Origin of the sequence: Shewanella piezotolerans WP3 (assembly GCF_000014885.1) — a bacterium.
GTDB classification, from domain to species: domain Bacteria; phylum Pseudomonadota; class Gammaproteobacteria; order Enterobacterales; family Shewanellaceae; genus Shewanella; species Shewanella piezotolerans.
Map to the genome: position 1 here is coordinate 1,435,081 of NC_011566.1, position 20,883 is coordinate 1,455,963.

Sequence of the window (20,883 nt, forward strand, 5' to 3'; positions counted from 1 at the left end):
ATAACTTTATTTGTATCAATAGTATGGAGTTTATTGGTCATGGATCATATCTTTATCGGACTAGTACTATTTGGTTTATTTTCTCTACTTATTGGGCTGTTTCTGCAGCTTAAACGCGCAGTCAATCAAGATATATCTATCTTTTTTAAACTAAGAAAAAACCGTGTATATGCCGCATTATCATTACTGGTTTTTACGCTTATTTTACAACTTGTTGGTGCGATAGGCTTATCGATTACCTATGACCATGAAGTTAATAAAAGCGGCGAAGCGCTTAGAACATTAACCAAAACTAGCGATGTAGCCCTTTACTCTTGGGTCAAAGGTTGGGAATCGCGAATTACAGCTGTTTCGAGCAACCCTCTTTTGCAGAAACGGACAGTTGATCTCATTGCTGAATCTAACAACAAAAATGTACTTGTTAGTGAAAACATTCAGTGGTCAAGAGAAGCTTATCAGCGCTACAGTCAATCTTTTGGGGCTTTAGGTTTTTTTATCACAGCTTTAGATGGTACTAACCTGTCTTCTTCAAGAGATGAAAATATCAATACGTTAAATATTGTTGCCCGTAAAGAGGCTAAGATTTTTGCTCGCGCAGTAGCTGGCGAAACTGTGATTACCGAGCCTATCCGTTCTGAAGTGATGTTGAAAAACCCCTACGGTATTGAGCAAATGCAAACACCGACAATGTTTGTGCTGAGCCCTATTCGTGATGCTAAAGAGAACATTTTGGCAGTATTGATGCTGCGTATTGACCCTTATAAAGAGTTTGCAAAGTTAGCTGAAAGTGCTGGCGTTGGCAAAACAGGAGAGTCTTATTTTGTCTCTCAAGAGGGATATATATTGTCTCACAGTCGTTTTGAGAAAGATCTGCAATCATTAGGACTGGTCGCCCCAGGACAGATGTCGGTATTAAACCTACGGGTAACCGATCCTGGAAGGTTACTTACCCCAGAATCCCCAGCAGCAACAAACCACAACGATAACCCTCTCACATACAGTGCTAATCAATTAAGTATGCGCATGGATGGACATAATTATGAGGGTTACAAAGATTATCGCGGAAAGGAGGTTATCGGCGCTTGGCATTGGGACAGTCGCTATGGCTTTGGTGTTATTACCGAGATGGACCTTGATGAAGCGGCAAGTAATTATTTCTTCTTTAAAAATATTATCATTGGGATTATGGCGGCGATTGTACTGTTGTGCGTTTTGCTGTCATTAGGCGGGGTAAAGATAAGTCGCCTCGTACATGATAGGTTGCAAATTGATAATGATAATTTAGAGCGAAAGATTGGCTTGCGAACTAAAGAGCTACAAGAGCGGGAAGAGGCGCTGTGGGATCTCTATGAAAACTCATTCGTGGCCTATGCTTCGGTTAATGTAGACGGTAATTTTATCAAGCACAATCGGCAGTTTTCTTTGTTAGCAGGTGTTAGGCGGGAAGCTTTTAAAAGTGTCAATTGGCGCGATGTAATCAATAAAGAGAATGATCCAATTGATACTGTATTCAAACAAGGATTACGCGGTATCAGATCGCAAGATGAAAGAGTGCAGCTGTATGATACCAGCGGCGAGATGATATTTGTTTCAGTATCGACCGATCTTGTAAAGGATGACTCGGGACAAGTCACCGAGGTTAGGTTTTCATTACTAGATATTAGCGAGCAAGAAAAAGTCCGTTTAGAAATGCTGAAAAACCAACAACAATACCAAGTTTTACTGGAGAACATTCAGGGTGTTGTATATCGATATCGGGTGGATATTCATGATGAGTTTGAATATACACTGCAGTATTTGAGCCCAAATGTAGAAGTCGTGACAGGTTATAGCAGTCAAGATTTTCTTGGTGATAATGCCCGACGTACTTTTGTTGATATTGTTATCCCCGAAGATAGAAAGGAGCTCAAAGCTGAGTTGAGTATTGCTTATCAAGAGCAGAGCTTTGTTACTCGCGATATTCGCATTAAGAATGCTGCAAAGGAATTAAGATATTTACAGATTAAGGCGCAATTTGTTTACGATGAGATAGGTGATACTTACTATTTTGATGGCACATTATTTGATATTACTGAGCAAAAGCTAGCTGAAAATCGACTCCAGCTATCTGAAGATAAGCTAAAGGTAGCCGCTGAAAGCGCAAGAATGGGAATGTGGGATTATTATCCCACTGAAAATAAAGTGGTGGTTAATACAATGTACGCCAACATGCTTGGCTATGAGGTGTTGGATCTTTGTATTGAAAATGAGCAGTGGTCAACGCTAAATGCAGGAGAGCAGACTTGGCTGGAATTAGTGCACCCTGACGACAGAGAAGCTGTGCTCGATACCCTGAAAGCGCAAAGCAAGTCGAATCCACAACTGTTAATGCGTGAATTTAGAATGCAGCGAAAAGATGGTGGCTATGATTGGATAATGAGCATAGGGCAGGTACACCATTATACTGAAGAGGGGGATGCCGGTCGGATCAGTGGGGTTCACCTCAACATCAATGAGTCGAAAGCGTTGCAAAGGGAGCTAGCCTCAGCGATTGAAATTGCTGATGATGCTAATCGCGCTAAGGGTGAGTTCTTAGCGAATATGAGTCATGAGATCCACACGCCGATGAATGCGATTATTGGTATGACACATCTTGCACTTAAAACCGAGTTGACTAAGCAACAGCACAGCTATATTGAAAAATCACATCGCTCTGCCCAGTCTCTATTAGGGATCATTAATGACATACTCGACTTTTCAAAAATAGAAGCGGGTAAACTGGATATTGAAACGATTCAATTCCGCTTAGAGGATGTACTAGAGGATATTATCAACTTTGTTGGTATTAAAGTGGCTGAAAAAGAGTTGGAATTGTTATTTGATATAGACCCAACAATCCCTGCTATTTTACAAGGCGACCCGCTCCGGTTAGCGCAGATCCTGACCAATCTTGCTAATAATGCGGTTAAGTTTACCGAACATGGTAGCGTGATCATTGGTGTCAGTATCGAAAAGCTGACTGACGATGAGGTAACGCTTAAATTCTCGGTTACAGATACAGGGATAGGGATGACGGCAGAGCAGCAGCAAGGATTGTTTAAAGCATTTTCTCAAGCCGACGCATCAACCACTAGAAAATATGGTGGTACCGGATTAGGGCTGGCAATTTGTAAGAATTTGGCTGATTTAATGGGAGGGGAAATTGGTGTTTCAAGTGAAGTGAATAAAGGCAGTATTTTCTACTTTGAGTCGGTATTTCCCATAGTAGAGCACCATGATTTAGCTCCAATTTATCAAGGCAGTTTAGAAGATGTTCGAGTGTTACTTGTAGAGGATAATGCCAATTCTCGTGAAATCCTTTTAGCCATGTTAGCCAGCCTTAACGTGCAAGTGGAGTGTGCTGAAGATGGTGTTGAAGCCGTAGCAATGCTCAAAGCAAGTGAGGCTTCACCTTATCAATTGGCATTGCTTGATTGGAAAATGCCAAAGCTTGATGGAATAGGTGTGGCGAAATTTATCAAGCAGTTGCCCGAATCCATAACGCCCCATGTTGTCATGGTGACCGCTTACGGCAAAGAGGAGTTATTATTAGATGCCGTGGATGTGCCCATTGATGCAGTGCTCACTAAACCTGTTACTCAATCGACTTTATGGGATGCGTTATTGCCAGCTTTGGGCTTTGCGCCACGCAAACTCACTAGCTTTTCAAAAAGACGCAGTCGAGTTGAAGCTGCGCTATCTCAACTTGCAGGAGCAAAACTGTTAGTTGCAGAAGACAATGATTTAAATCAGGAGCTCATCGTAGAGCTGCTAAGCAGTAATGGTATAACGCCTGTGCTGGCTAATAATGGTCAGGAGGTGCTTGATTTTCTCGAGCAAGAACAGTTCGATGGTGTATTGATGGATTGCCAAATGCCAATCATGGATGGCTATACTGCCACTCGCAGGATTAGAGATAATGAACAGTTTGAACACCTTCCTGTACTGGCTATGACGGAAAATGCAATGGCAGGTGATAGAGAGAGAGCGCTCGAGTCGGGAATGAATGACCATATTCCTAAACCGATTAATGTTGATGAGTTATTTACTACTATTGCTAAATGGGTGACTCCTAAGCATCCGCAAGTAGCAGAAGTGACGGACACTTCTGCTAAGGGAAGCGATATTGACTTTAACCTCTTTGAACATATCGATACTCAGTTAGGTTTACATCGTACTCAAGGAAAAACAGCGCTTTATATAAAGTTACTGCAGAAGTTCGTTCGCGGACAACAAGACTTTTCAACGCAATTTAGTGTGAGTGCCGAAGCCGATGATACCGTGACATCGGCAAGGCTTATTCATACTTTAAAAAGCGTTGCCGGTGCGATTGGAGCCGTAAAGCTAGCTGACTATGCTGAGCAATTAGAGCAAGATATTGAAAGCTTTGTACAATCTAAAGCAGATATTACAGCTAGTGCTAATTATGAATTATTAGAAGGTGAATTATCGCTAGTCTGTAAAGAGATTACCTCGCAATTGCTTAGTGGGATCAATGAGCAGGCGTTGGTTGGTTTAGATGTTGATAAGGCTAGTGCCGTTTTAACTACACTTATCGATATGCTTAACGACTTTGATATAGCGGCAACCGAACTTATTACAACAGAGCGAACTGCACTCTCATCTAAGCCACTTGCATCTTTGTTTAAGCAACTTGAAAAACAGTTAGATGAATTTGAATTTGATGAGGCACTAAAAGTCGCAATACAGATGCAAGCGATAGTCGCCAAAGACAACTAATTTTTACGATATAGGAAGGATGTGATGGAACAACAAACCTTACTAGTCGTCGATGACACCCCTGCGAACATAGATGTTTTGGCTGGAATGTTAAAAGATGATTATCAGATAAAGGTGGCTAAAAACGGTGAAATAGCGCTTAAGATTGCTCGGCGTTTGCCTTTAGATCTCATTTTACTTGATATCATGATGCCAGGAATTGATGGTTTTGAGGTTTGCAGGCGCCTTAAAAGTGATCATACCACCCGACACATTCCTATCATTTTTGTTACCGCAAAAATTACCGCTGAAGACGAGCTTAAGGGCTTAGAACTTGGCGCGGTAGATTACATAACTAAACCATTTAACCCGCCTATTGTTCAGCAAAGAGTTAAAACCCAGTTAGCGCTGTTTAATCAGAGCCGTGAACTGGCAATTAAAGTAAAACAGAAAACAGCTGAGCTGGCCGCGACTCAACTCAAAGTAATACAGAAGCTCGGACGGGCGGCGGAGTATAAAGATAACGAAACAGGGATGCATGTTATTCGGATGAGTCACTATACGCATATCTTAGCGAAGGCGGCCGGTATGTGTGAAGCTGATGCCGATATGTTAATGGCAGCTAGCCCAATGCACGACATTGGTAAAATAGGTATATCGGATGCCATCTTGCGTAAGCCTGGTAAGCTAACCGATGATGAGTTTAAAGAGATGAAGAAACATGCTGAAATCGGTGCCGAAATCATTGGTGAGAATGAATCAGAGCTGCTTAAGATGGCAAAAATTGTCGCCATTAGTCATCATGAAAAATGGAATGGTACTGGTTATCCCTATGGGCTTAAAGGGGAGGATATTCCTCGCATTGGGCGCATTGTTGCCATTGCAGATGTATTTGATGCATTGACTTGTGAGCGCCCCTATAAGCGGGCTTGGTCTGTAGAGGAAGCTATAGCTCATTTACAACAGCAGGCGGGTGAACATTTTGATCCACAGTTAGTGCCTTTATTTCTAGAACATATGGATGAAATAACAAAGATTATGCAGTCCTTTAAAGACTAAATCAGTTATTTGATTAATAAATTCAAGTCATCATTTTCTATTTTTATAAATGTTGATTTTTGACTGAAAAGTGAACTTAGCCCTCGGTATTACTGCGTTTGAAGAGTGTAGGTGACTAAGTTGTGAAAGTGTTAGGCGTCTGCTGTTCAACATTTGTTAAGCTTGCTAATGATATAGTTTAATCAATAACTTGAATCTTGTGCTATAGCTTATATAGCGCAAATTTTTAGTGGATGTCTAATTCTAAAAATGCAGCTCTTAGCTGCGTTTTTCGTTTTACCAAAAGGATAAAACTATGTTCCAACTGAATAAAGCAACTTTCCAATTTAATCGAGTCAAGTTAGCAGCAGTACTCGTTCCAGCATTACTTGTTGGTTGTGCAACTGGTGACACGCCTGATTCAAAGAAAATGAATGCTCGTGAAGAGACTCAGGCGGCATTGCAAGAGATCTACAAAGAGCATCCGGGAGCTAAATCTGCGGTGGCTGAATCAGTTGGTTATGTTGTATGTACAGGTAGCAATACATATCTTTTTGCATTATCAACCGGTGGTGGGATCTGTGTACTGCATGAGGGTAGCAAGAAGTCTTACTACCGCTTCGCTACTGGAGGCGTTGGTGCTGGAGTTGGTTGGAAGCAACTCGGATTTGTGCAAGCATTTATGGATAGAGATGCGCTAACACGCTACAAAGAATCCGGGTATGAAGGCCAAGCTCAGGCTGAGGCGAGTGCTAAGTATGAAGAGAGTGGTGAGCAAGCGTCGGCTAACCAATCTGTAGACATTTCAGGTGTGAAAACCTATCAAGTCAACCTTATGGGCGCAGCTGCACAGGCAACGGTTCAAGGGTATAAGTATTGGGAAACTGACTTTACCGATGATTTTGTAGAAAAAGGCGAGTAAGTCTTTATTCTTAATAAAAGCCAGCGATTAAGCTGGCTTTTTTGATGATTCAATCTAGGGGCTATTGATCTTTCACGGTTGTTTTTGCCGCAGTTTATTGGCTATTTTGACAAGGCGGAGGCTATGCCGTTTAGTTATTCTCCACAAATAGCCTACAACACAGTAAAAATAGCCAAGAAACGCGGCCCTTTGGGTTCGATTCAATGCTTCTATTACGGTGTTATGAGCTTTTCACTTAGCCGGCTAAGCTTTATAGCTCAAGCCTTGTACTAGAAGCATTGAATTCGAACAAAAACTAAGCTCGAAAGATCAACAGCCCCTAATAAAATAGATTTAAACGACAGCGAAAATTGTCCTGGTTGCTTGTCAGCAAGTAGAAAGCCTATCTGTTTTACATCTGTGAGTTTCAGTTCTGGCGCATTGACCTGTTGTCCACGAAAAAGCGCGATGAACTCCGCAGCACTAAACTGATAAGTTAACCATTCATCGCGCTTGGTATTGAATGTTCGTGAGTAGGCTGCAGCGTCCCAGTTACTATCAGTACGTAACCTCAACTGATACTTTCTGCCATCGCCTTTTACGCGAATATACACGTGGGTTGCCTTTGCTGGCACTTTAGTGGTTAAACGCGCTCTTATTGAGGCAAATCCACCATTGTTATCAAGTGATAGCTCACCACTAAACGTCGCGACCTTGTTGTCATAACTAACAGAGCTGCTTGATCCCCCGCCCATTACAGAATCATTGATAATATTCCAACTATTCTCGGGCTCAATAGTGAAAGGTGCCGACTGACTTACGCTACTCATGAATAGGCTCCCTAGCAACAGTGTAAGGTTGGTTGATAAAGTTTTTTGTTTCCGATATTGATAGCTGTTTGCCTTCATATTGTTCTCTTGTAATCTGCCTTATTACCAATACGGCGCAAATACTGATTTTGATTACTGTTTATTTTTTAGAGAGTATTTGGGGAAGGATTGGGCATAAAAAAGCCGCGATGCATGGAGAGTTACATCGCGGCAAAATAGACCTAATATTGTTAAGTGTTAGTTCATTGTCAGTATTTGGCTTTCGCTATCGGCCATGTAGCTCCACTCAACATATTGTGGGTTTTGTCCTTCATAAAACCAAATTACGGCAATTAACTGACTCTCATGATTAGCAATTTTTAACTCTTTGCTTAGTTTACCATCGCTTAAAGGTCCCCTGAATAAGCATGAGTCAAAGTTAATATTGTAACTGCCGCCTTGAGCCGTGTAGTCATCACATAGTGAGAAATAACCGCGGCTTTGGCTACTCTTCTCGACGTTTATCGTTAACAGGTAAGAAGCTTCTAAGGCGTTATCGGCATCAACAACTAAATCATCTAAAGACGTTGGAGCTGGTGTTGGATCCTCCTCTGTTGTGGTGGTCGTTGTTGTAGGTGTCACAGCCGCAGGGGCTGGACTTGCACTATCGCCATCTCCGCCACCGCCACAAGCAGTGAGTGCCAATAATGAAAATGTGATAAGACTTAAGTGAATACCGGTGATTTTTTCAATTTTGCTTTTCATGTGATACTCCATTAATCGTTAAAGATAAGTGCATTATCGGCATTTTCATACCAAGTTGGGTTAGTCGCGCCAGTGTCATCGGCAGCGAAGTCAACAAACTCGGAGTAAGCATTGTCTAAGCGCTCTTTCTCTTTAGGGTGCTTCCATGTCACAGGGATCTCAATTGCCCAAGCCATACCGTTTTCATTTTGAAAGTACTGGTTAGCTCCTGGGTTTGATGCATCTTCTCGATAGCCGAAGTAGTTACTTGAGAACTTATCCGTTGGCGCTTGGTTCTTTAAGTGGATCTCAAGTTGACGTCCAGGGTTCCCACCCACTGCATTTTTTGCTGCTAAGCCATGATCGGTATTCGGCGTAGCAAAGATGAAGGGGTCATAGGGAAAGTCTGGAACAATGCTTTCAGAAACAGGCGTCTCAAAAGGAATATCAAATGACCACTGAGTCCTGAAAGAACTTTCACAGCCTGTTTCAGTTCTTAAGTATGTGCAACCTTGCTCTAGCGTTACATAATCTGATAAATCTTGGGTGAAGATAAATACCGCATTAGTTTGTCCTGTTTCGAGCGGTGAGTCTTCTTGAGCGATGTTATCAATGCTCCAACTTATCAATGACTCTTTAATTTTCCCACGGCTAACACCGGGTAGATGTACGCCGAAACCATTATGATACGCTGCGCCCATCGCTGCTAGCTGAGCATCTAAACCGATACGTCTCACTTTGTTGTTTTTAACGTATTCGGTAATTCGTAGCTGAACAACCACATCGTTCATGTCAAAGTCGCCTTGATCTGGGTATAGATCTTCGTAGGCCAGTGTGGTGTAGGTTGAAGAAGAGGGGTAATAGTTAATAGTGACGCCAGTTTCTGTCAGTGTCACTGCATAGTCCTCGACCTCGCCATCACCGACACCACCAGTGGCACTAATATCTTGTTGAGTGCTTAAACGAAAACGCGCCCAAGTTGGTCCTTCTTTTGCCCAACTTGGTACTTCAATATCGATTGTGTTGAGGCCATTATCTAGTGGCTCTGCTAGTATTATTTGCTCCTCCAGATCGAAAGTACCATTTTGGTTCCAGTCAAACCATGCATTGAGGTAACCATCACCGCCAGTTGCTGTGATGAGTAATATAGCTGATTCACCAAGTTCAAAACCTGTAGGCATCGTGACTCCATCTTCATCATCAGCGCCATCACTTGCGTCATCAGACAATGGAGAAATATATCCATCAGACTCGTTATCAACAGAGGCACCAAGGTAAAGGTTGTTACTGATAGAGTGTCGTGCACCATTTGATGCGAGAGAGGTGCCGTAAGAGTCGGGGGCATCACCAAAATCAACAGAATCCCCCACAGTGACTTCGGCTAATGCACATCTTGCACCGTCATTACTAGATGATGCTGGTCCATAAGCAAAGAGTACAGCGCTAGGAGTTGCTTGTTCTACATTGACCTTATAGATATTACCGTTACTGTTATTGCTGACATATAAATTGCCATCAGGATCGAAGAATTGTGCACCAAATATATAATTCCCTGAATTGGAGGTGATTACAGTCCCTAAATCAGTCGCTTCCGCTGTTGTTGGATCGATGCGGAGTAATTTACCTTTTGAGCCATTGCTTATACTGTAGATGTACCCATCTGTTGGGTGAAAGGCTAAATCCGTAATGTTATAGGATGCAAAACTTTTGCTGCCAGGGACGATTGTCATATTGTAACTTGCGGGATTGTCTAAGGGGATTTTAAAAAGGCCTTTACCTTTGCGATAGCCATACCAAACGTTTTCAGCAATTGCGACGTCGCCGACATAAAAATTTCCCGCGGTTGCTGCAGAAACATCTTTTACTACGGTTAACGGAGTAATCTGATAGTCATCGCCTGCTTTACCGAGAGTACTATTTGCATAGTCCCAGCCGTAGACGTAGTTGTCATGGTAGTTAAAGCCTACACCGTTAAAAGCATTCCCGGTTCCCATGTCGTTAGATAATACAACGTAGCTACCTGTCGCGAGGTTAACTCCAAACGTTTTTGGGGTACTGGATTGCTTCTGAATGACAAAGGCTTCTGTAGGACAAGCGCTAAATGGATCCGACGCACTAACATTCATTGATATAAGAAGGCTAAGAAGTAAAGGGGAGCCGCAGCTCAATGAAATAGTCTTGGATATTTTCATAATGCATCTCTCACTGTCATGTTATCAAAGTAAACTAGATAAGGCATAAGACATGCCATTATTAAAAGTCGTTATTTATCAGTCTTTTGGCTTGTTTCTTTGTGAGGTTGCTTGCTGGTTTTTCGCATTTTGCAAACGAATTAACTAAAAGGAATCACTGTCATCAGCGATGCAATTAGGAGTGATTCAAAGGTGAATAAATAGTAGTGAGTGTATGTTTTTTATACTGATTTGCTTAACTGTATAACAGTGCTAAGTTTTATCTAGCAATAACATCTTATTAACTATTGTTTGGGTGGTAGCAATTTATGTCGAAACTGCGCATCGGGATAGTGTGTCACCCCAGTATTGGTGGCTCAGGCTTAGTAGCAACCGAACTTGGCCTTGGCTTGGCCAAGCTTGGGCATGAGATTCACTTTATCTCCAGTGTTAGGCCTTTTAAACTGATTGAAGATTTTCAGCAGCTTTTCTTTCATTCTGTAGAGGCAATCAATTATCCGCTTTTTTCAGACCCTTTATATACCTTTGCGCTAACGGCTAAAATTGTTGAAGTCGCGGAGCAATACCAACTTGATGTAGTGCATGCTCATTACTCTATTCCTCACTCTTTATGTGCATACCTAGCTGGAGAGATAAGCCAGCATAAATTTGCAACGGTAACGACGATTCATGGCACCGATGTTACTGTGGTTGGGCAAGATAAACCGCTGTATCCACTTAATAAATTTAGTATTCACAAAAGTAATAAGGTCACAACCGTCTCAAGTTTCCAGCGTCACTATATTTACAGCCACTTTGATAATGATAAATCGATTGAAGTCATCCATAACTTCATTGACTTAGATGTATTCTCGCCAACATTTGCCAACATCAATACTCGCAGGCAGATGGCAAAAGATGATGAAAAAGTGCTGATGCATGTCTCAAACTTTAGAGCGCTTAAAAATATCGATACGGTTATCCAAGCTTTTCACCTATTACTTCGTAAAGTGAATGCTCGCTTGGTGCTGCTCGGTAGTGGGCCATATATAGATAAAATTAAAACTCAATGCGACAAGCTCGGCATATTACACCAAGTCACCTTTATGGGTGATGTGATGCATGTGGAGTCATACCTTCCGAATGCGGATTGCGTTATTCAGCCAAGTTATCGTGAGTCATTTAGCATGGTGCTACTTGAAGCAATGGCCTGCGGTGTTCCCACTGTTAGTAGCAATGTAGATGGGATCCCTGAGGTGGTTGAGCATGGAGTGAGTGGTTATATGTTTGACCCAGAAGATGCATTAGCGATGGCAAAAGCAATGGAAACTATTTTGCTAGATGATAATAAGCAGCAACAAATGGGGCTCGCCGGGAGAGCAAGGGCTAGAGCACTCTTTAGCCCCGAGCAAAAAATTGCCCAGTATGTAGAGTGTTATCACAGCGCTATTGCCGACAATGGTTACTTAAAGGTTGTAGTAAATAGCTGAAGAAAGGACGAATTCTAATATGGTTGATAAGACAGCAGTAGCCGATGTAAATAATGACAGTGAGCTTGCAAAAGAGAGTGTAGAAAAACCAAAGAAAAAGATGAGTATGTCTACACTTGTTCTGCTGTCATTTGCAGCGGGTATTGCGGCAGGGCTTTTTTTCGGCGAAATGCTAGCTTGGATGTCGGTCATAGGTGATGCTTTTATTAAGCTACTGCAGATGACTATTATTCCCTACATTATAGTGTCGCTTATCTCTAGCTTAGGTAGCTTGACCTTGGTACAAGCTAAATCACTAGGGATAAAAGTGGGAAAGCTGATGCTGGTGATTTGGATGTTTGGTTTGCTAACCATGTTCCTTATTAAGTACAGCTTTCCAGATTGGCAAGCGGGGGAATTTTTTAGTTTAACGGCGTTGGAAGACCCCAATTCAATTAATCTACTCGATGTGTATATCCCATCAAATCCGTTTTTTTCTCTGTCTAATAGTTACATTCCAGCGATTGTGCTTTTCTGTGTCGCTACAGGCATAGCGCTTATCTCTATAGATGATAAAGAGTCGTTAATGCGGCCGATGCAACTGCTAGGCGAGTCATTCAATAAGGTGACGCAAAGCATTGTAAAGCTAATGCCTATCGGTATTTTTGCCATGACAGCTGCAACGGCAGGCACAATGGATTTTGAAGAGTTTCAAAAGCTACAAGTTTACTTTGTCGCCCATGTGGTCATGACTCTGATTTTGACCTACTGGGTGCTACCAGCAATTTTGGCAGCAATTACACCATTTTCATACCGTGACATTACTGGTATCGCAAAAGATGCGATGATCACCGCATTCGCAGCGGGTAATATTTTTATTGTTATTCCGCTGCTGATTCAGCGAACTAAAGAGCTATTCCATAAATACGACATTGGCAACCAACAAACAGATGACTATGCCAATATTATTATTCCAGTGGTGTTTAGCTTTCCTAATCTTGGCAAATTGTTAACCATTGTCTTTGTGCTGTTTGCGGCTTGGTTCTCTGGCAAAGAGATTGATTTTTTTACTTACCTACCAATGTCGATAAACGGTTTAATTAGCTTATTTGGCAGTGTGTATTTAACCATTCCCATGTTGCTAGATTCGTTAGAGTTGTCATCGGATCTATTTCAGCTCTATATGGTGTCGAGTCTGTTTACCAGCCGATTCACCTCATTACTCGCTGCGATGAATATCTTCATTCTCGCGGTCGGAGGTACTGCCATGCTGGTGGGCATTGCTAAGGTGAGCATGACGCGATTAATCATGTATAGCGTTTTGACGCCGGTGGTGATTGGGGTGAGCCTTTTAGGCTCTAGTTGGCTATTAAGTAGTATTGTTAACACAGAGTATAATATGGATGAAGTGGTTGCACAGATGAGCGCCGCAGAAAAAGTACCTGATCAGGTAACCTCTTTCCGATGGGATGAATTAGCCAAAGCTACAGGCCCAAGAAGTGTGGCTGAAATTAGAGAAAGCGGTGTATTAAGAGTGGGCTATAACCCCATTCAAGTACCATTCTCATTTTATAATGCCCAAGATGAGCTGGTGGGTTTCGATGTTGAATTGATGAAAAAATTAGCGGCAGAGATGGAGGTGAAAATAGCATTTGTACCTTACACATTTGCCAACGTGCTAGGCGCGATAAACCAAGGTCAGTTTGATATCGCGATATCAGGGCTACAGATGACGACTAAACGCATTGAGCATGTGGGTTTCACTACACCTGTACTCGATCTGCATTACTCGTTTGTGGTTAAAGATCATCGCGCTGATGAGTTTAAGACCGATAAACTGCTGCATGAGGCTGGCCCGCTTCGTATTGCTTCTGTTGGTTCTTATTCAATAATTCCACATCTACAAAAGAAGTTTGCTAACGTTACGTTTGACACTATCCAGTCCGACCGCTTGTTCTTCGAAGATGACGGTAAAACATGGGATGGCTTGATGATCAGCCTTGAAGCGGGTAAGACATGGACTATTTTGTACCCAGAGTACACCACGCTATATAACCGAGAAGAGATTAAGTCTTTTCCTGCATCTTATGCCGTAGCGCGCGATAATGCATCACTGCAGACATTCCTTAACAGTTGGTTAGCGATTCAAAAGTCATCGGGTTACGTCGATAAACTCTATGGGTACTGGATTTTAGGTGAAAATGCCAAGCCGAAAAAGCCGCGTTGGTCAGTGATTAAGGATGTGTTGCACTGGGTTAAAGAGGACACCTAATGCTGCTAAGCGCAGCACCTTAAATTGCAAGTAACTTAAAATCGGCGAATAACTGGTTCTAGGTTACTTGTGGTAGTTGTGCACTACATTATCCAGCTGTAACTCAGTACCCCATAAGCATGCCAATCCTGTGGATCAGATTCATACTCTTTGCTGTAAAAATCAAAGCGCCAGCTTAGAGACCAATTCGGAAAAGCCCAAACGACTCCCGCACTTGCTTGCGCTTGTTGATTTTTCAGCTGAATATAAGAGTCGTAAGGGAGATCGCCCTCAAGTGTTAAATCGTTAAAGCGGTAACCCGCTTGAGCGCGAGTAAACACCGTTAAACTGCCACTGTCTTTCGCAGACATACTGTATTGGCCGTAATGCCCTTGATGACTGCTTAGCTGGCCAAATGACTGGGCTAAGTCATCGCCCCAGCGCAAGGTCATGCCGACGTTGGTTTCAGAGCGGAAATTACCCAGCTGCGAATAACTGTGACCACTAAGCTCCCAATCACTGTTTTCAAAAACTGCTTGCCGAGTGAAAAGATAATCTGCTTCATAAGCAAATTGCATAGTGAACTGGTTCTCAACCTGATATTTCCAGCCCAAAGGCTCAGTTGATGAGGTTATCTTATGCACCAACTCCTGTGTTGCTTGAGCACCAGAAGCGGGTCCCATGAGCCCGATACTCAACCAGTTCTTTTGCGCGAACTGGCTTCCGTAGGCCGCGGTATAGCTTTCTAGTTCTAGTAAGCCTGCGTAAGGGCGCTCATTAGGTTGGGCATAATCATAACCAATTTCCGTTGGCGTCCACATGCGTTGATAAATTTTGGCGCCCCACTGTTTACGACTCTCTCGTGGGGAGAACAGTAACTTTGATTGCCAGTTAAAGGGTAACAGTGCGTGTGAGAAGTCGTTATCGTCTGCGGTTTGCCAACCAATACTAATGCCGTTGGAAAAGTCACCGTCATCACCGATCACCACGTCATTATCTAAGCCTAGATTCCATTGGTCCGCATGAGCAGGCATTGATAGTAAAATCGGTATGAGTGCGGTGGCGATAGCAGGTTTCAGCTTCGCCGGTTCTCTAGAGGGGAAGAAAGTCACAATAGACTCCTCAATTTAGTTCAATGCATGATTTCAGGCGAGAAGATACACAAAACTAACAGAGTCAGCATATAGATAAACGACAGGCATGTATATGCCCGTTCTATTTGAATATGCTCGTTTCAGAGGCTGTGCGTCAGTTCAATGCTAGGCCCATTAGCGTAGAATTATTCCCTTTTAAGTTATACCAATTACATTAAGTATTTGACCAGTTCAGAGCCCCTCAGTCTTTTCAATTCAAAGCGCATTGGTAAAGAAATGGTTGTTCCCTTTTAAGCCAATGCAAAGCAGAAGTGGAAAGACTGAGGAACTCACGTAGTGCGGGTTTCAAAACGCTGTATGCTTCGCTATGGGATTTGGATATAGAATAACTATTAGCTCAAATCCCACTACTTTCCTACAGCGTTTTGAATTCCCGCTGAATGGTCAAACTTTTAATGCAATTGGTATTAGTGCAACAACCAAGTGGGCAGGCACAAAACCTTGTTGATGGGCGTTTCTTATATAAAAAGCATGGGCTTTACTCTGCGTAATTGATTTTACTAAGGGAGCGACCATTCATGGCAATCAATGCCTCGGAAACATGAATGTCGGTGCTTATACTGATTGGTATTAGGTTCAGCATGGAGCAATGAACCTGTGATTAAAGCCCATTAAACTCCCGCTGAATTTTGCACCTTCAGGTAGCACGTGTATCGCTGGCCTAGCTAACTTGTTGACGATAGGCTCGTGGCGATAGACCCGTTATGCGTTTAAATGCCCGAGAAAAGTGTGGCTGATCGGAATAGCCTAAAGAGGAGGCGATGCGGCTGATAGGAATATTTACATCAGACAACATCTCGCAAGCTTGATTGAATAGAATATTCTCAACGATGTTTGAGTAGCTGGCATTCTCCTTTTTTAAGCGCCGTTGTATGGTGCGAACTGGCATCCCTAAGATTTCTGCAGCAACTTCTATTGGTAGCCTTCCTAAGCCTAAATAGGGCTTAAGTGCTTGCTTTAATGAGTCAGCAAATAATGAAGGTTTTAAAGGGATATGAGCAGGAGTTTCATGCCAATTCAGCTTCAGTTTTACCGGGGAAGCTAACTCTTCTGTAGATAGAGATAACCCAATCACTCGGCGATTGAGATAAAACTCAGTGTTCTCAAGCAACAGAGATGCTTTAATTTCTTCGGCATTAGCTCCAGTGAGCATAATTGCGGAAGGGGACCACTGTCTGTTTGTTAATGCCCGCACCAGTTCGACCATAAAAGTGACAATAAAGTGTGCTCTAAAGTCTTGTAGTTGTTCATTATAGAAACGGTGCTCTCGAATAAACCAATGACGACCAGCAAGATGTCGAAGCTTTACTGCCGAATGCAGCGACTCTTGATTAAATAGTTGCTCAAACTCAATCAAGGCCTCTTCGAGAGTCTTAGCATGCTGCATTTTACCTATATAACTTGGGATCAAAACTTGTCGACATACTTGCCATATTAGCTGGCTGTATCTATCTGGCCCCGCTTTTTCGCCAATAATGTTTAGTAGTTTGACTAAGGGAAGCTGAGGTATGTAATCATGACCTGGTGCTAGAATGTTTTCTGGTAATTGAGCTTTAGCAATAGATGGATAAATATCACTGTCTATCTGCTTAAGAATATCCACAAAAGCTAAGGCATACTGGGTTTTGATCAAAGGAACGATAGGCGTAGTTTTGTCCATAGTCTCTCTTATCAAAATGAGGGGTTGCTTTTACTTTGTTTATTATTAGCCTAAGCCGCAGAGTTAGGCAATAAACTAAAGAAAAATTACCCTGCAAGCTATTAACTAACAGCAATTGAGTTGAAATCCACTGAGTTGCTGTTAGGTTAGAGAAGTGGCTAAATTTTCAACAAGTTATAGCAAGGGGAAAGTCGATGAGCCAAGAGTCTGCAGTAATAAATGCTAAACCCACACTAGCAGCACCGATAAAAGAGTATGGATTTAATACTCCTCAGCGTTTCTTTGTTGGCTATACGCTCGCAGTCCTGGTCGACCTTACCGTATTAAATCTGTTTAATGAGTTTTGGCAATACATTCACGGTTGAGTCTTTTCTATTTCGTTATTAGTGGCTATTTTATTGCAGTTGCTGTTAAAACTGACGATTGCCGCAGAGCATGCTATTGCTAATTATTTTAAAGATAAACCGGGCAAAGCGCCCAAGTTTTACCGTGCATTTTGCACCTGGCTTATTTTATTTGGCTCTAAGTTCATCATGTTAGAGGCCATAAACTTGGTCTTTGGTGACAGTATTAATTTTACTGGACCTGTTGATGGTATCGTGGCCTTTTTTGCTCTGGTATTTGGGATCTTAATCGCCGAGTTCATCGTTTCGAAAATCTACTTCTCGTTAGAAGATAAGCCTAAAGACACCGCTTAAGCTGCCATGCAGCCTTTATTTCATTGGCAACATTCATTGATAAAGGCTGCTTTAGTTGCAAAGTAAAGCACTTGCTTGTTGAATACTAACCATTGCACTGCGCTTTATTGAAAAGTAGTCTGATGAAACATAATCGATAGAATCTAGCTGACATGACCCCAACAATAGCCACTATAATGAACCACCGCTCTGTAAGGCATTTTACTGAGCAAGCAATAACCGCCGCTAACCTTGAGCAGATCTTAAACTGTGCGTTAGCGGCATCGACCTCAAGCTTTATTCAATGTAGCAGTATCATTCGAGTATCAAGTTCTGATAGCCGTGAGAAGCTGGCACAATTTGCGGGTGGCCAACCTTATGTGGCCTCAGCTGCTGAATTTTTGGTATTTTGTGCAGACTTTAATCGTCACCGACAAATTCACCCCGATGCGCAACTTGGTTTTACAGAGCAAACCTTGATTGGTGCGGTAGATACCGCACTGATGGGGCAAAATGCTTTACTTGCTGCCGAGTCATTAGGTCTAGGCGGTGTATTTATTGGCGGCATTCGCAACAACCCGCAGCAGGTGAGTGAGCTATTAGATCTGCCTCAACATGTACTGCCATTGTTCGGCTTATGTATTGGTTACCCAGCCAGGGAGCCAGAGCAGAAACCGCGTTTGCCGCTCAATATCGTGCTGCACCAGGACAAGTACCAAGCGTTAGACTTCGAGGAAGTTGCGGCCTATGACCAACATATTCTTGAGTATTATGCTGCTCGCAGTAGTAATAGCAAGCAAGTGACTTGGTCACAGCAAATCACCGCCACATTAAGCAAAGAGTCTCGACCTTTTATGAAAGAGTTTCTACAGCGACAAGGCTTTAGCGAAAAGTGATGATTAATCAGCATTGACTCTTTGCCGATGGTTCCGTGCATTACTGTGCTATCACAGTAAACTTGCTACCTTACGCAGGTAAAGCAACTTATGAACTGAGGCAAGTTCACAGGACAAGATTTTGAATCTAGATGATATTCGAAATATTGATTATAATGTGCCTTTGAAATACGAGTTATATTGATAGCAGCCTTAGTTAACAACGCTATCAAGCATAATTCACCAAATTATTGACTAAAGAGAATATGCCATGAGCGCTTTACCACCATGCCCAAAATGTGAATCTATCTATGCTTACGAAGATGGCTCACAGTTAATTTGTCCTGAATGTGCTCATGAATGGAATCCTAACGAAGTTATTGTTGATCCAGATGCAATTATCCTAAAAGACGCAGTAGGTAACTTGTTAGCTGAAGAAGACAAAGTCACTTTGATTAAAGATCTTAAAGTGAAAGGTTCTTCACTAGTACTTAAAGTTGGCACTAAAGCGGTTATCAAGCGTTTCGTTGACGCTGACCACGACATCGATTGTAAAGTTGATGGCCACGGCCAGATGATGCTTAAGTCTAAGTTTGTTAGAAAACAAAACTAATTAGCTTTTAGCTAATAGCTAACTCAACATCTAAAACATCTGCCTTGTGCAGATGTTTTTTTATGTGCTTTAGTTGGCGTTTGGTGCATTTTTTGTGAAGCTCGAGGTTTTATTTTTGTTAAATTAGTAATTTTTTTATGATGGTTAATGTTTAAATTAAGCTTTATTTAATATAAAGCTCGCTTTTAAGGCTGAGTTGCTTTGATCCGACACTACCTTCTTGTTATTCTCCAGCGAAAGACTGAATAGTGAATATTTTCCAGTCGAAATAATAATTATAATTCAGCCAGCAGGAAACCTTTTTGAAACTGTCCCCCTACCTACTAACACAGACCAAGCTGCCTTTATCGGCAGAAGCTTGTAATGGGGGTAAAGCTAATCTCTCAATGATATTAACTGGGTTACTGTTGCTGTTATTCTCCGATGGTTTGTCAATATCTTCTGCTGGATACCTAGACCTTAGTGAGTTCATTGCGCTTAACGGCGGTTTTCTCTTTGACTGTCTGGCTGCTAGCTTATTTAGTTTATTGTTAACTAACCCCATTGTTATAGAACAGCTTTGGCGATTGATTCGTTATATCATTAAACTAATCAATAAGTTAAGTTTAGCTGTTTTGTTCCCTGATTTTTCAATTCAACAACTTCAAGCTCAAGTGCAAACTGCACATGGCTGCCGCGCTCCGCCTCTATCAACTCGTCACTTCTGATAAAACTAAGCTTTTTAATAGTTAAACCATAGGCTTGAACTTCAAAGTTCTTCTATTTTGAGGATTCGTCAAGCATGACGATTTCTATATTTAATTGTTATTACAGCCAATGCTGTAGGACTTGTTATCAATGCCTGCAGAGCGATACACCCTAAGGTTAGAGGAATCTTCCTTTGCTAATCCGAAATATAAGTAAAGCTGCAATGGTGATATTTACAATATTGCTGAGCGGCTGTGAAGGCGGCGTATTAGATCCGAAAGGCCAGATAGGCATCGATGAAAAACATCTCATTGTTGTTGCTACTTTGCTGATGCTCGTCGTTGTTCTCCCAGTCATATTCATGACGTTATTTTTTGCATGGAAATATCGTGATGGTCGGGACCATGAAATTTATGCACCGAAGTGGGCGCATTCTAAATTAATTGAGATTGTTGTTTGGCTAGTGCCAATCGTGATTGTCATAATTTTAGGTGTCATTACTTGGGGCTCAACTCACGATCTTGACCCCTACAAGCCTTTAGACCACCAAGCTACGCCGATAACTGTTGAAGTCGTTTCTCTTAATTGGAAATGGTTGTTTATCTATCCTGAGTTAGGGATAGCGTCTGTCAACGAACTTGCCTTTCCAGCAAATGTTCCAGTGAACTTTAAGATCACGTCCGACACTGCTATGAACTCATTCTTTATTCCGCAATTGGGTAGCCAGATCTATTCCATGGCAGGCATGGCGACACAGTTGCATCTCATTGCCAATGAAGCTGGGGTTTTTGAGGGGATCTCTGCCAACTATAGCGGCGCGGGATTTTCGGGAATGAAATTTAACGCCATTGCTACCGCGACTCCCGAAGGATTTGATGCTTGGGTTGCCAAAGTTAAGCTGCATAACCAGCAGTTAAATCCTGATAGCTACCAAATACTCGCTAAACCTAGTGAGAATAATGCAGTTCAGTATTACAGCTCCGTAAGCGAGGGCATGTTTAACCATATCGTTATGCAGTATATGCATATGGATAGCGCTATGGAGATGTCACAACATTCTGGACATTCATCCTCTAAACATGGGGAGACGGAGTAAC

The 20,883-nt window shown here is 42.1% G+C and carries 17 protein-coding genes; 12 read left to right on the forward strand and 5 right to left on the reverse strand.

Annotated features, from left to right (window positions below; translation table 11 throughout):
* Positions 1-39 precede the first annotated feature (39 nt).
* From SWP_RS23005 to SWP_RS24125, 4 genes are all read left to right on the forward strand, one after another.
* Positions 40-4,758: a response regulator gene (locus SWP_RS23005; protein ID WP_020911568.1), complete on the forward strand. Its 4,719-nt coding sequence runs from the start codon at positions 40-42 to the stop codon at positions 4,756-4,758.
* A 24-nt stretch (positions 4,759-4,782) separates the two neighbouring features.
* Positions 4,783-5,796, forward strand: a complete 1,014-nt coding sequence (locus SWP_RS06240) for a response regulator (protein ID WP_020911569.1) — start codon at positions 4,783-4,785, stop codon at positions 5,794-5,796.
* Positions 5,797-6,091: 295 nt separating this feature from the next.
* Positions 6,092-6,697: a lipid-binding SYLF domain-containing protein gene (locus SWP_RS06245; protein WP_020911570.1), complete on the forward strand. Its 606-nt coding sequence runs from the start codon at positions 6,092-6,094 to the stop codon at positions 6,695-6,697.
* A 123-nt stretch (positions 6,698-6,820) separates the two neighbouring features.
* Positions 6,821-6,970, forward strand: coding sequence for a hypothetical protein (locus SWP_RS24125; protein ID WP_187148543.1), 150 nt, complete (start codon positions 6,821-6,823; stop codon positions 6,968-6,970).
* Here SWP_RS24125 and SWP_RS06250 read toward each other — a convergent pair.
* The 3 genes from SWP_RS06250 to SWP_RS06260 form a co-directional block, all read right to left on the reverse strand.
* Complete coding sequence (locus SWP_RS06250; RefSeq protein ID WP_020911572.1) at positions 6,967-7,506, reverse strand: CIA30 family protein; 540 nt, start codon at positions 7,504-7,506, stop codon at positions 6,967-6,969. The two genes, SWP_RS24125 and SWP_RS06250, sit on opposite strands and share 4 nt — an antisense overlap.
* Positions 7,507-7,743: 237 nt before the next feature.
* Positions 7,744-8,250, reverse strand: a complete 507-nt coding sequence (locus tag SWP_RS06255) for a hypothetical protein (RefSeq protein ID WP_020911573.1) — start codon at positions 8,248-8,250, stop codon at positions 7,744-7,746.
* 11 nt (positions 8,251-8,261) lie between these two features.
* Complete coding sequence (locus SWP_RS06260; RefSeq protein ID WP_020911574.1) at positions 8,262-10,421, reverse strand: LruC domain-containing protein; 2,160 nt, start codon at positions 10,419-10,421, stop codon at positions 8,262-8,264.
* Between the two features lie 308 nt (positions 10,422-10,729).
* Here SWP_RS06260 and bshA point away from each other — a divergent pair, with 308 nt between their 5' ends.
* Positions 10,730-11,890: an N-acetyl-alpha-D-glucosaminyl L-malate synthase BshA gene (gene bshA, locus SWP_RS06265; RefSeq protein ID WP_020911575.1), complete on the forward strand. Its 1,161-nt coding sequence runs from the start codon at positions 10,730-10,732 to the stop codon at positions 11,888-11,890.
* 19 nt (positions 11,891-11,909) lie between these two features.
* Positions 11,910-14,141 (forward strand): cation:dicarboxylate symporter family transporter, encoded by a 2,232-nt coding sequence (locus tag SWP_RS06270; RefSeq protein ID WP_020911576.1) that lies wholly within the window; start codon positions 11,910-11,912, stop codon positions 14,139-14,141.
* Positions 14,142-14,224: 83 nt separating this feature from the next.
* Here SWP_RS06270 and SWP_RS06275 read toward each other — a convergent pair whose 3' ends face one another.
* Both SWP_RS06275 and SWP_RS06280 read right to left on the reverse strand, forming a co-directional pair.
* Positions 14,225-15,232, reverse strand: a complete 1,008-nt coding sequence (locus tag SWP_RS06275; protein WP_020911577.1) for a lipid A deacylase LpxR family protein — start codon at positions 15,230-15,232, stop codon at positions 14,225-14,227.
* A gap of 703 nt (positions 15,233-15,935) precedes the next feature.
* Positions 15,936-16,934: a helix-turn-helix transcriptional regulator gene (locus SWP_RS06280; RefSeq protein WP_020911579.1), complete on the reverse strand. Its 999-nt coding sequence runs from the start codon at positions 16,932-16,934 to the stop codon at positions 15,936-15,938.
* Between the two features lie 194 nt (positions 16,935-17,128).
* Here SWP_RS06280 and SWP_RS24395 point away from each other — a divergent pair, with 194 nt between their 5' ends.
* From SWP_RS24395 to cyoA, 6 genes are all read left to right on the forward strand, one after another.
* The gene (locus SWP_RS24395; RefSeq protein WP_020911580.1) at positions 17,129-17,299 is read left to right on the forward strand and encodes a hypothetical protein; all 171 of its coding nucleotides are present in this window, start codon (positions 17,129-17,131) and stop codon (positions 17,297-17,299) included.
* Between the two features lie 33 nt (positions 17,300-17,332).
* Positions 17,333-17,632 carry a hypothetical protein gene (locus tag SWP_RS24400; protein ID WP_228371120.1) on the forward strand — a complete coding sequence of 100 codons (300 nt, stop codon included), beginning with the start codon at positions 17,333-17,335 and terminating at the stop codon, positions 17,630-17,632.
* 152 nt (positions 17,633-17,784) lie between these two features.
* On the forward strand, positions 17,785-18,507 hold the full coding sequence (gene nfsA / locus SWP_RS06290; RefSeq protein WP_020911582.1) for an oxygen-insensitive NADPH nitroreductase: 723 nt from the start codon (positions 17,785-17,787) through the stop codon (positions 18,505-18,507).
* 250 nt (positions 18,508-18,757) lie between these two features.
* Entirely contained in the window at positions 18,758-19,099 is a 342-nt protein-coding gene (locus SWP_RS06295; RefSeq protein ID WP_020911583.1) for a zinc ribbon domain-containing protein YjdM, read from the forward strand.
* Positions 19,100-19,401: 302 nt separating this feature from the next.
* Positions 19,402-19,806, forward strand: a complete 405-nt coding sequence (locus SWP_RS06300; RefSeq protein WP_020911584.1) for a hypothetical protein — start codon at positions 19,402-19,404, stop codon at positions 19,804-19,806.
* Positions 19,807-19,979: 173 nt separating this feature from the next.
* Complete coding sequence (cyoA, locus tag SWP_RS06305; protein WP_044555725.1) at positions 19,980-20,882, forward strand: ubiquinol oxidase subunit II; 903 nt, start codon at positions 19,980-19,982, stop codon at positions 20,880-20,882.
* Position 20,883 lies beyond the last annotated feature (1 nt).

What these genes read in the sequence shown, in the direction of transcription:
- SWP_RS06295 (WP_020911583.1), top strand. Translation starts at nt 18,758, where the DNA reads ATGAGCGCTTTACCACCATGCCCAAAATGTGAATCTATCTATGCTTAC.
- SWP_RS06240 (WP_020911569.1), top strand. Translation starts at nt 4,783, where the DNA reads ATGGAACAACAAACCTTACTAGTCGTCGATGACACCCCTGCGAACATA.
- SWP_RS06250 (WP_020911572.1), bottom strand. Translation starts at nt 7,506, where the DNA reads ATGAGTAGCGTAAGTCAGTCGGCACCTTTCACTATTGAGCCCGAGAAT.
- SWP_RS06280 (WP_020911579.1), bottom strand. Translation starts at nt 16,934, where the DNA reads ATGGACAAAACTACGCCTATCGTTCCTTTGATCAAAACCCAGTATGCC.
- SWP_RS23005 (WP_020911568.1), top strand. Translation starts at nt 40, where the DNA reads ATGGATCATATCTTTATCGGACTAGTACTATTTGGTTTATTTTCTCTA.
- SWP_RS24125 (WP_187148543.1), top strand. Translation starts at nt 6,821, where the DNA reads ATGCCGTTTAGTTATTCTCCACAAATAGCCTACAACACAGTAAAAATA.
- bshA (WP_020911575.1), top strand. Translation starts at nt 10,730, where the DNA reads ATGTCGAAACTGCGCATCGGGATAGTGTGTCACCCCAGTATTGGTGGC.
- SWP_RS06255 (WP_020911573.1), bottom strand. Translation starts at nt 8,250, where the DNA reads ATGAAAAGCAAAATTGAAAAAATCACCGGTATTCACTTAAGTCTTATC.
- nfsA (WP_020911582.1), top strand. Translation starts at nt 17,785, where the DNA reads ATGACCCCAACAATAGCCACTATAATGAACCACCGCTCTGTAAGGCAT.
- SWP_RS06245 (WP_020911570.1), top strand. Translation starts at nt 6,092, where the DNA reads ATGTTCCAACTGAATAAAGCAACTTTCCAATTTAATCGAGTCAAGTTA.
- SWP_RS06260 (WP_020911574.1), bottom strand. Translation starts at nt 10,421, where the DNA reads ATGAAAATATCCAAGACTATTTCATTGAGCTGCGGCTCCCCTTTACTT.
- SWP_RS24395 (WP_020911580.1), top strand. Translation starts at nt 17,129, where the DNA reads ATGAGCCAAGAGTCTGCAGTAATAAATGCTAAACCCACACTAGCAGCA.
- SWP_RS06270 (WP_020911576.1), top strand. Translation starts at nt 11,910, where the DNA reads ATGGTTGATAAGACAGCAGTAGCCGATGTAAATAATGACAGTGAGCTT.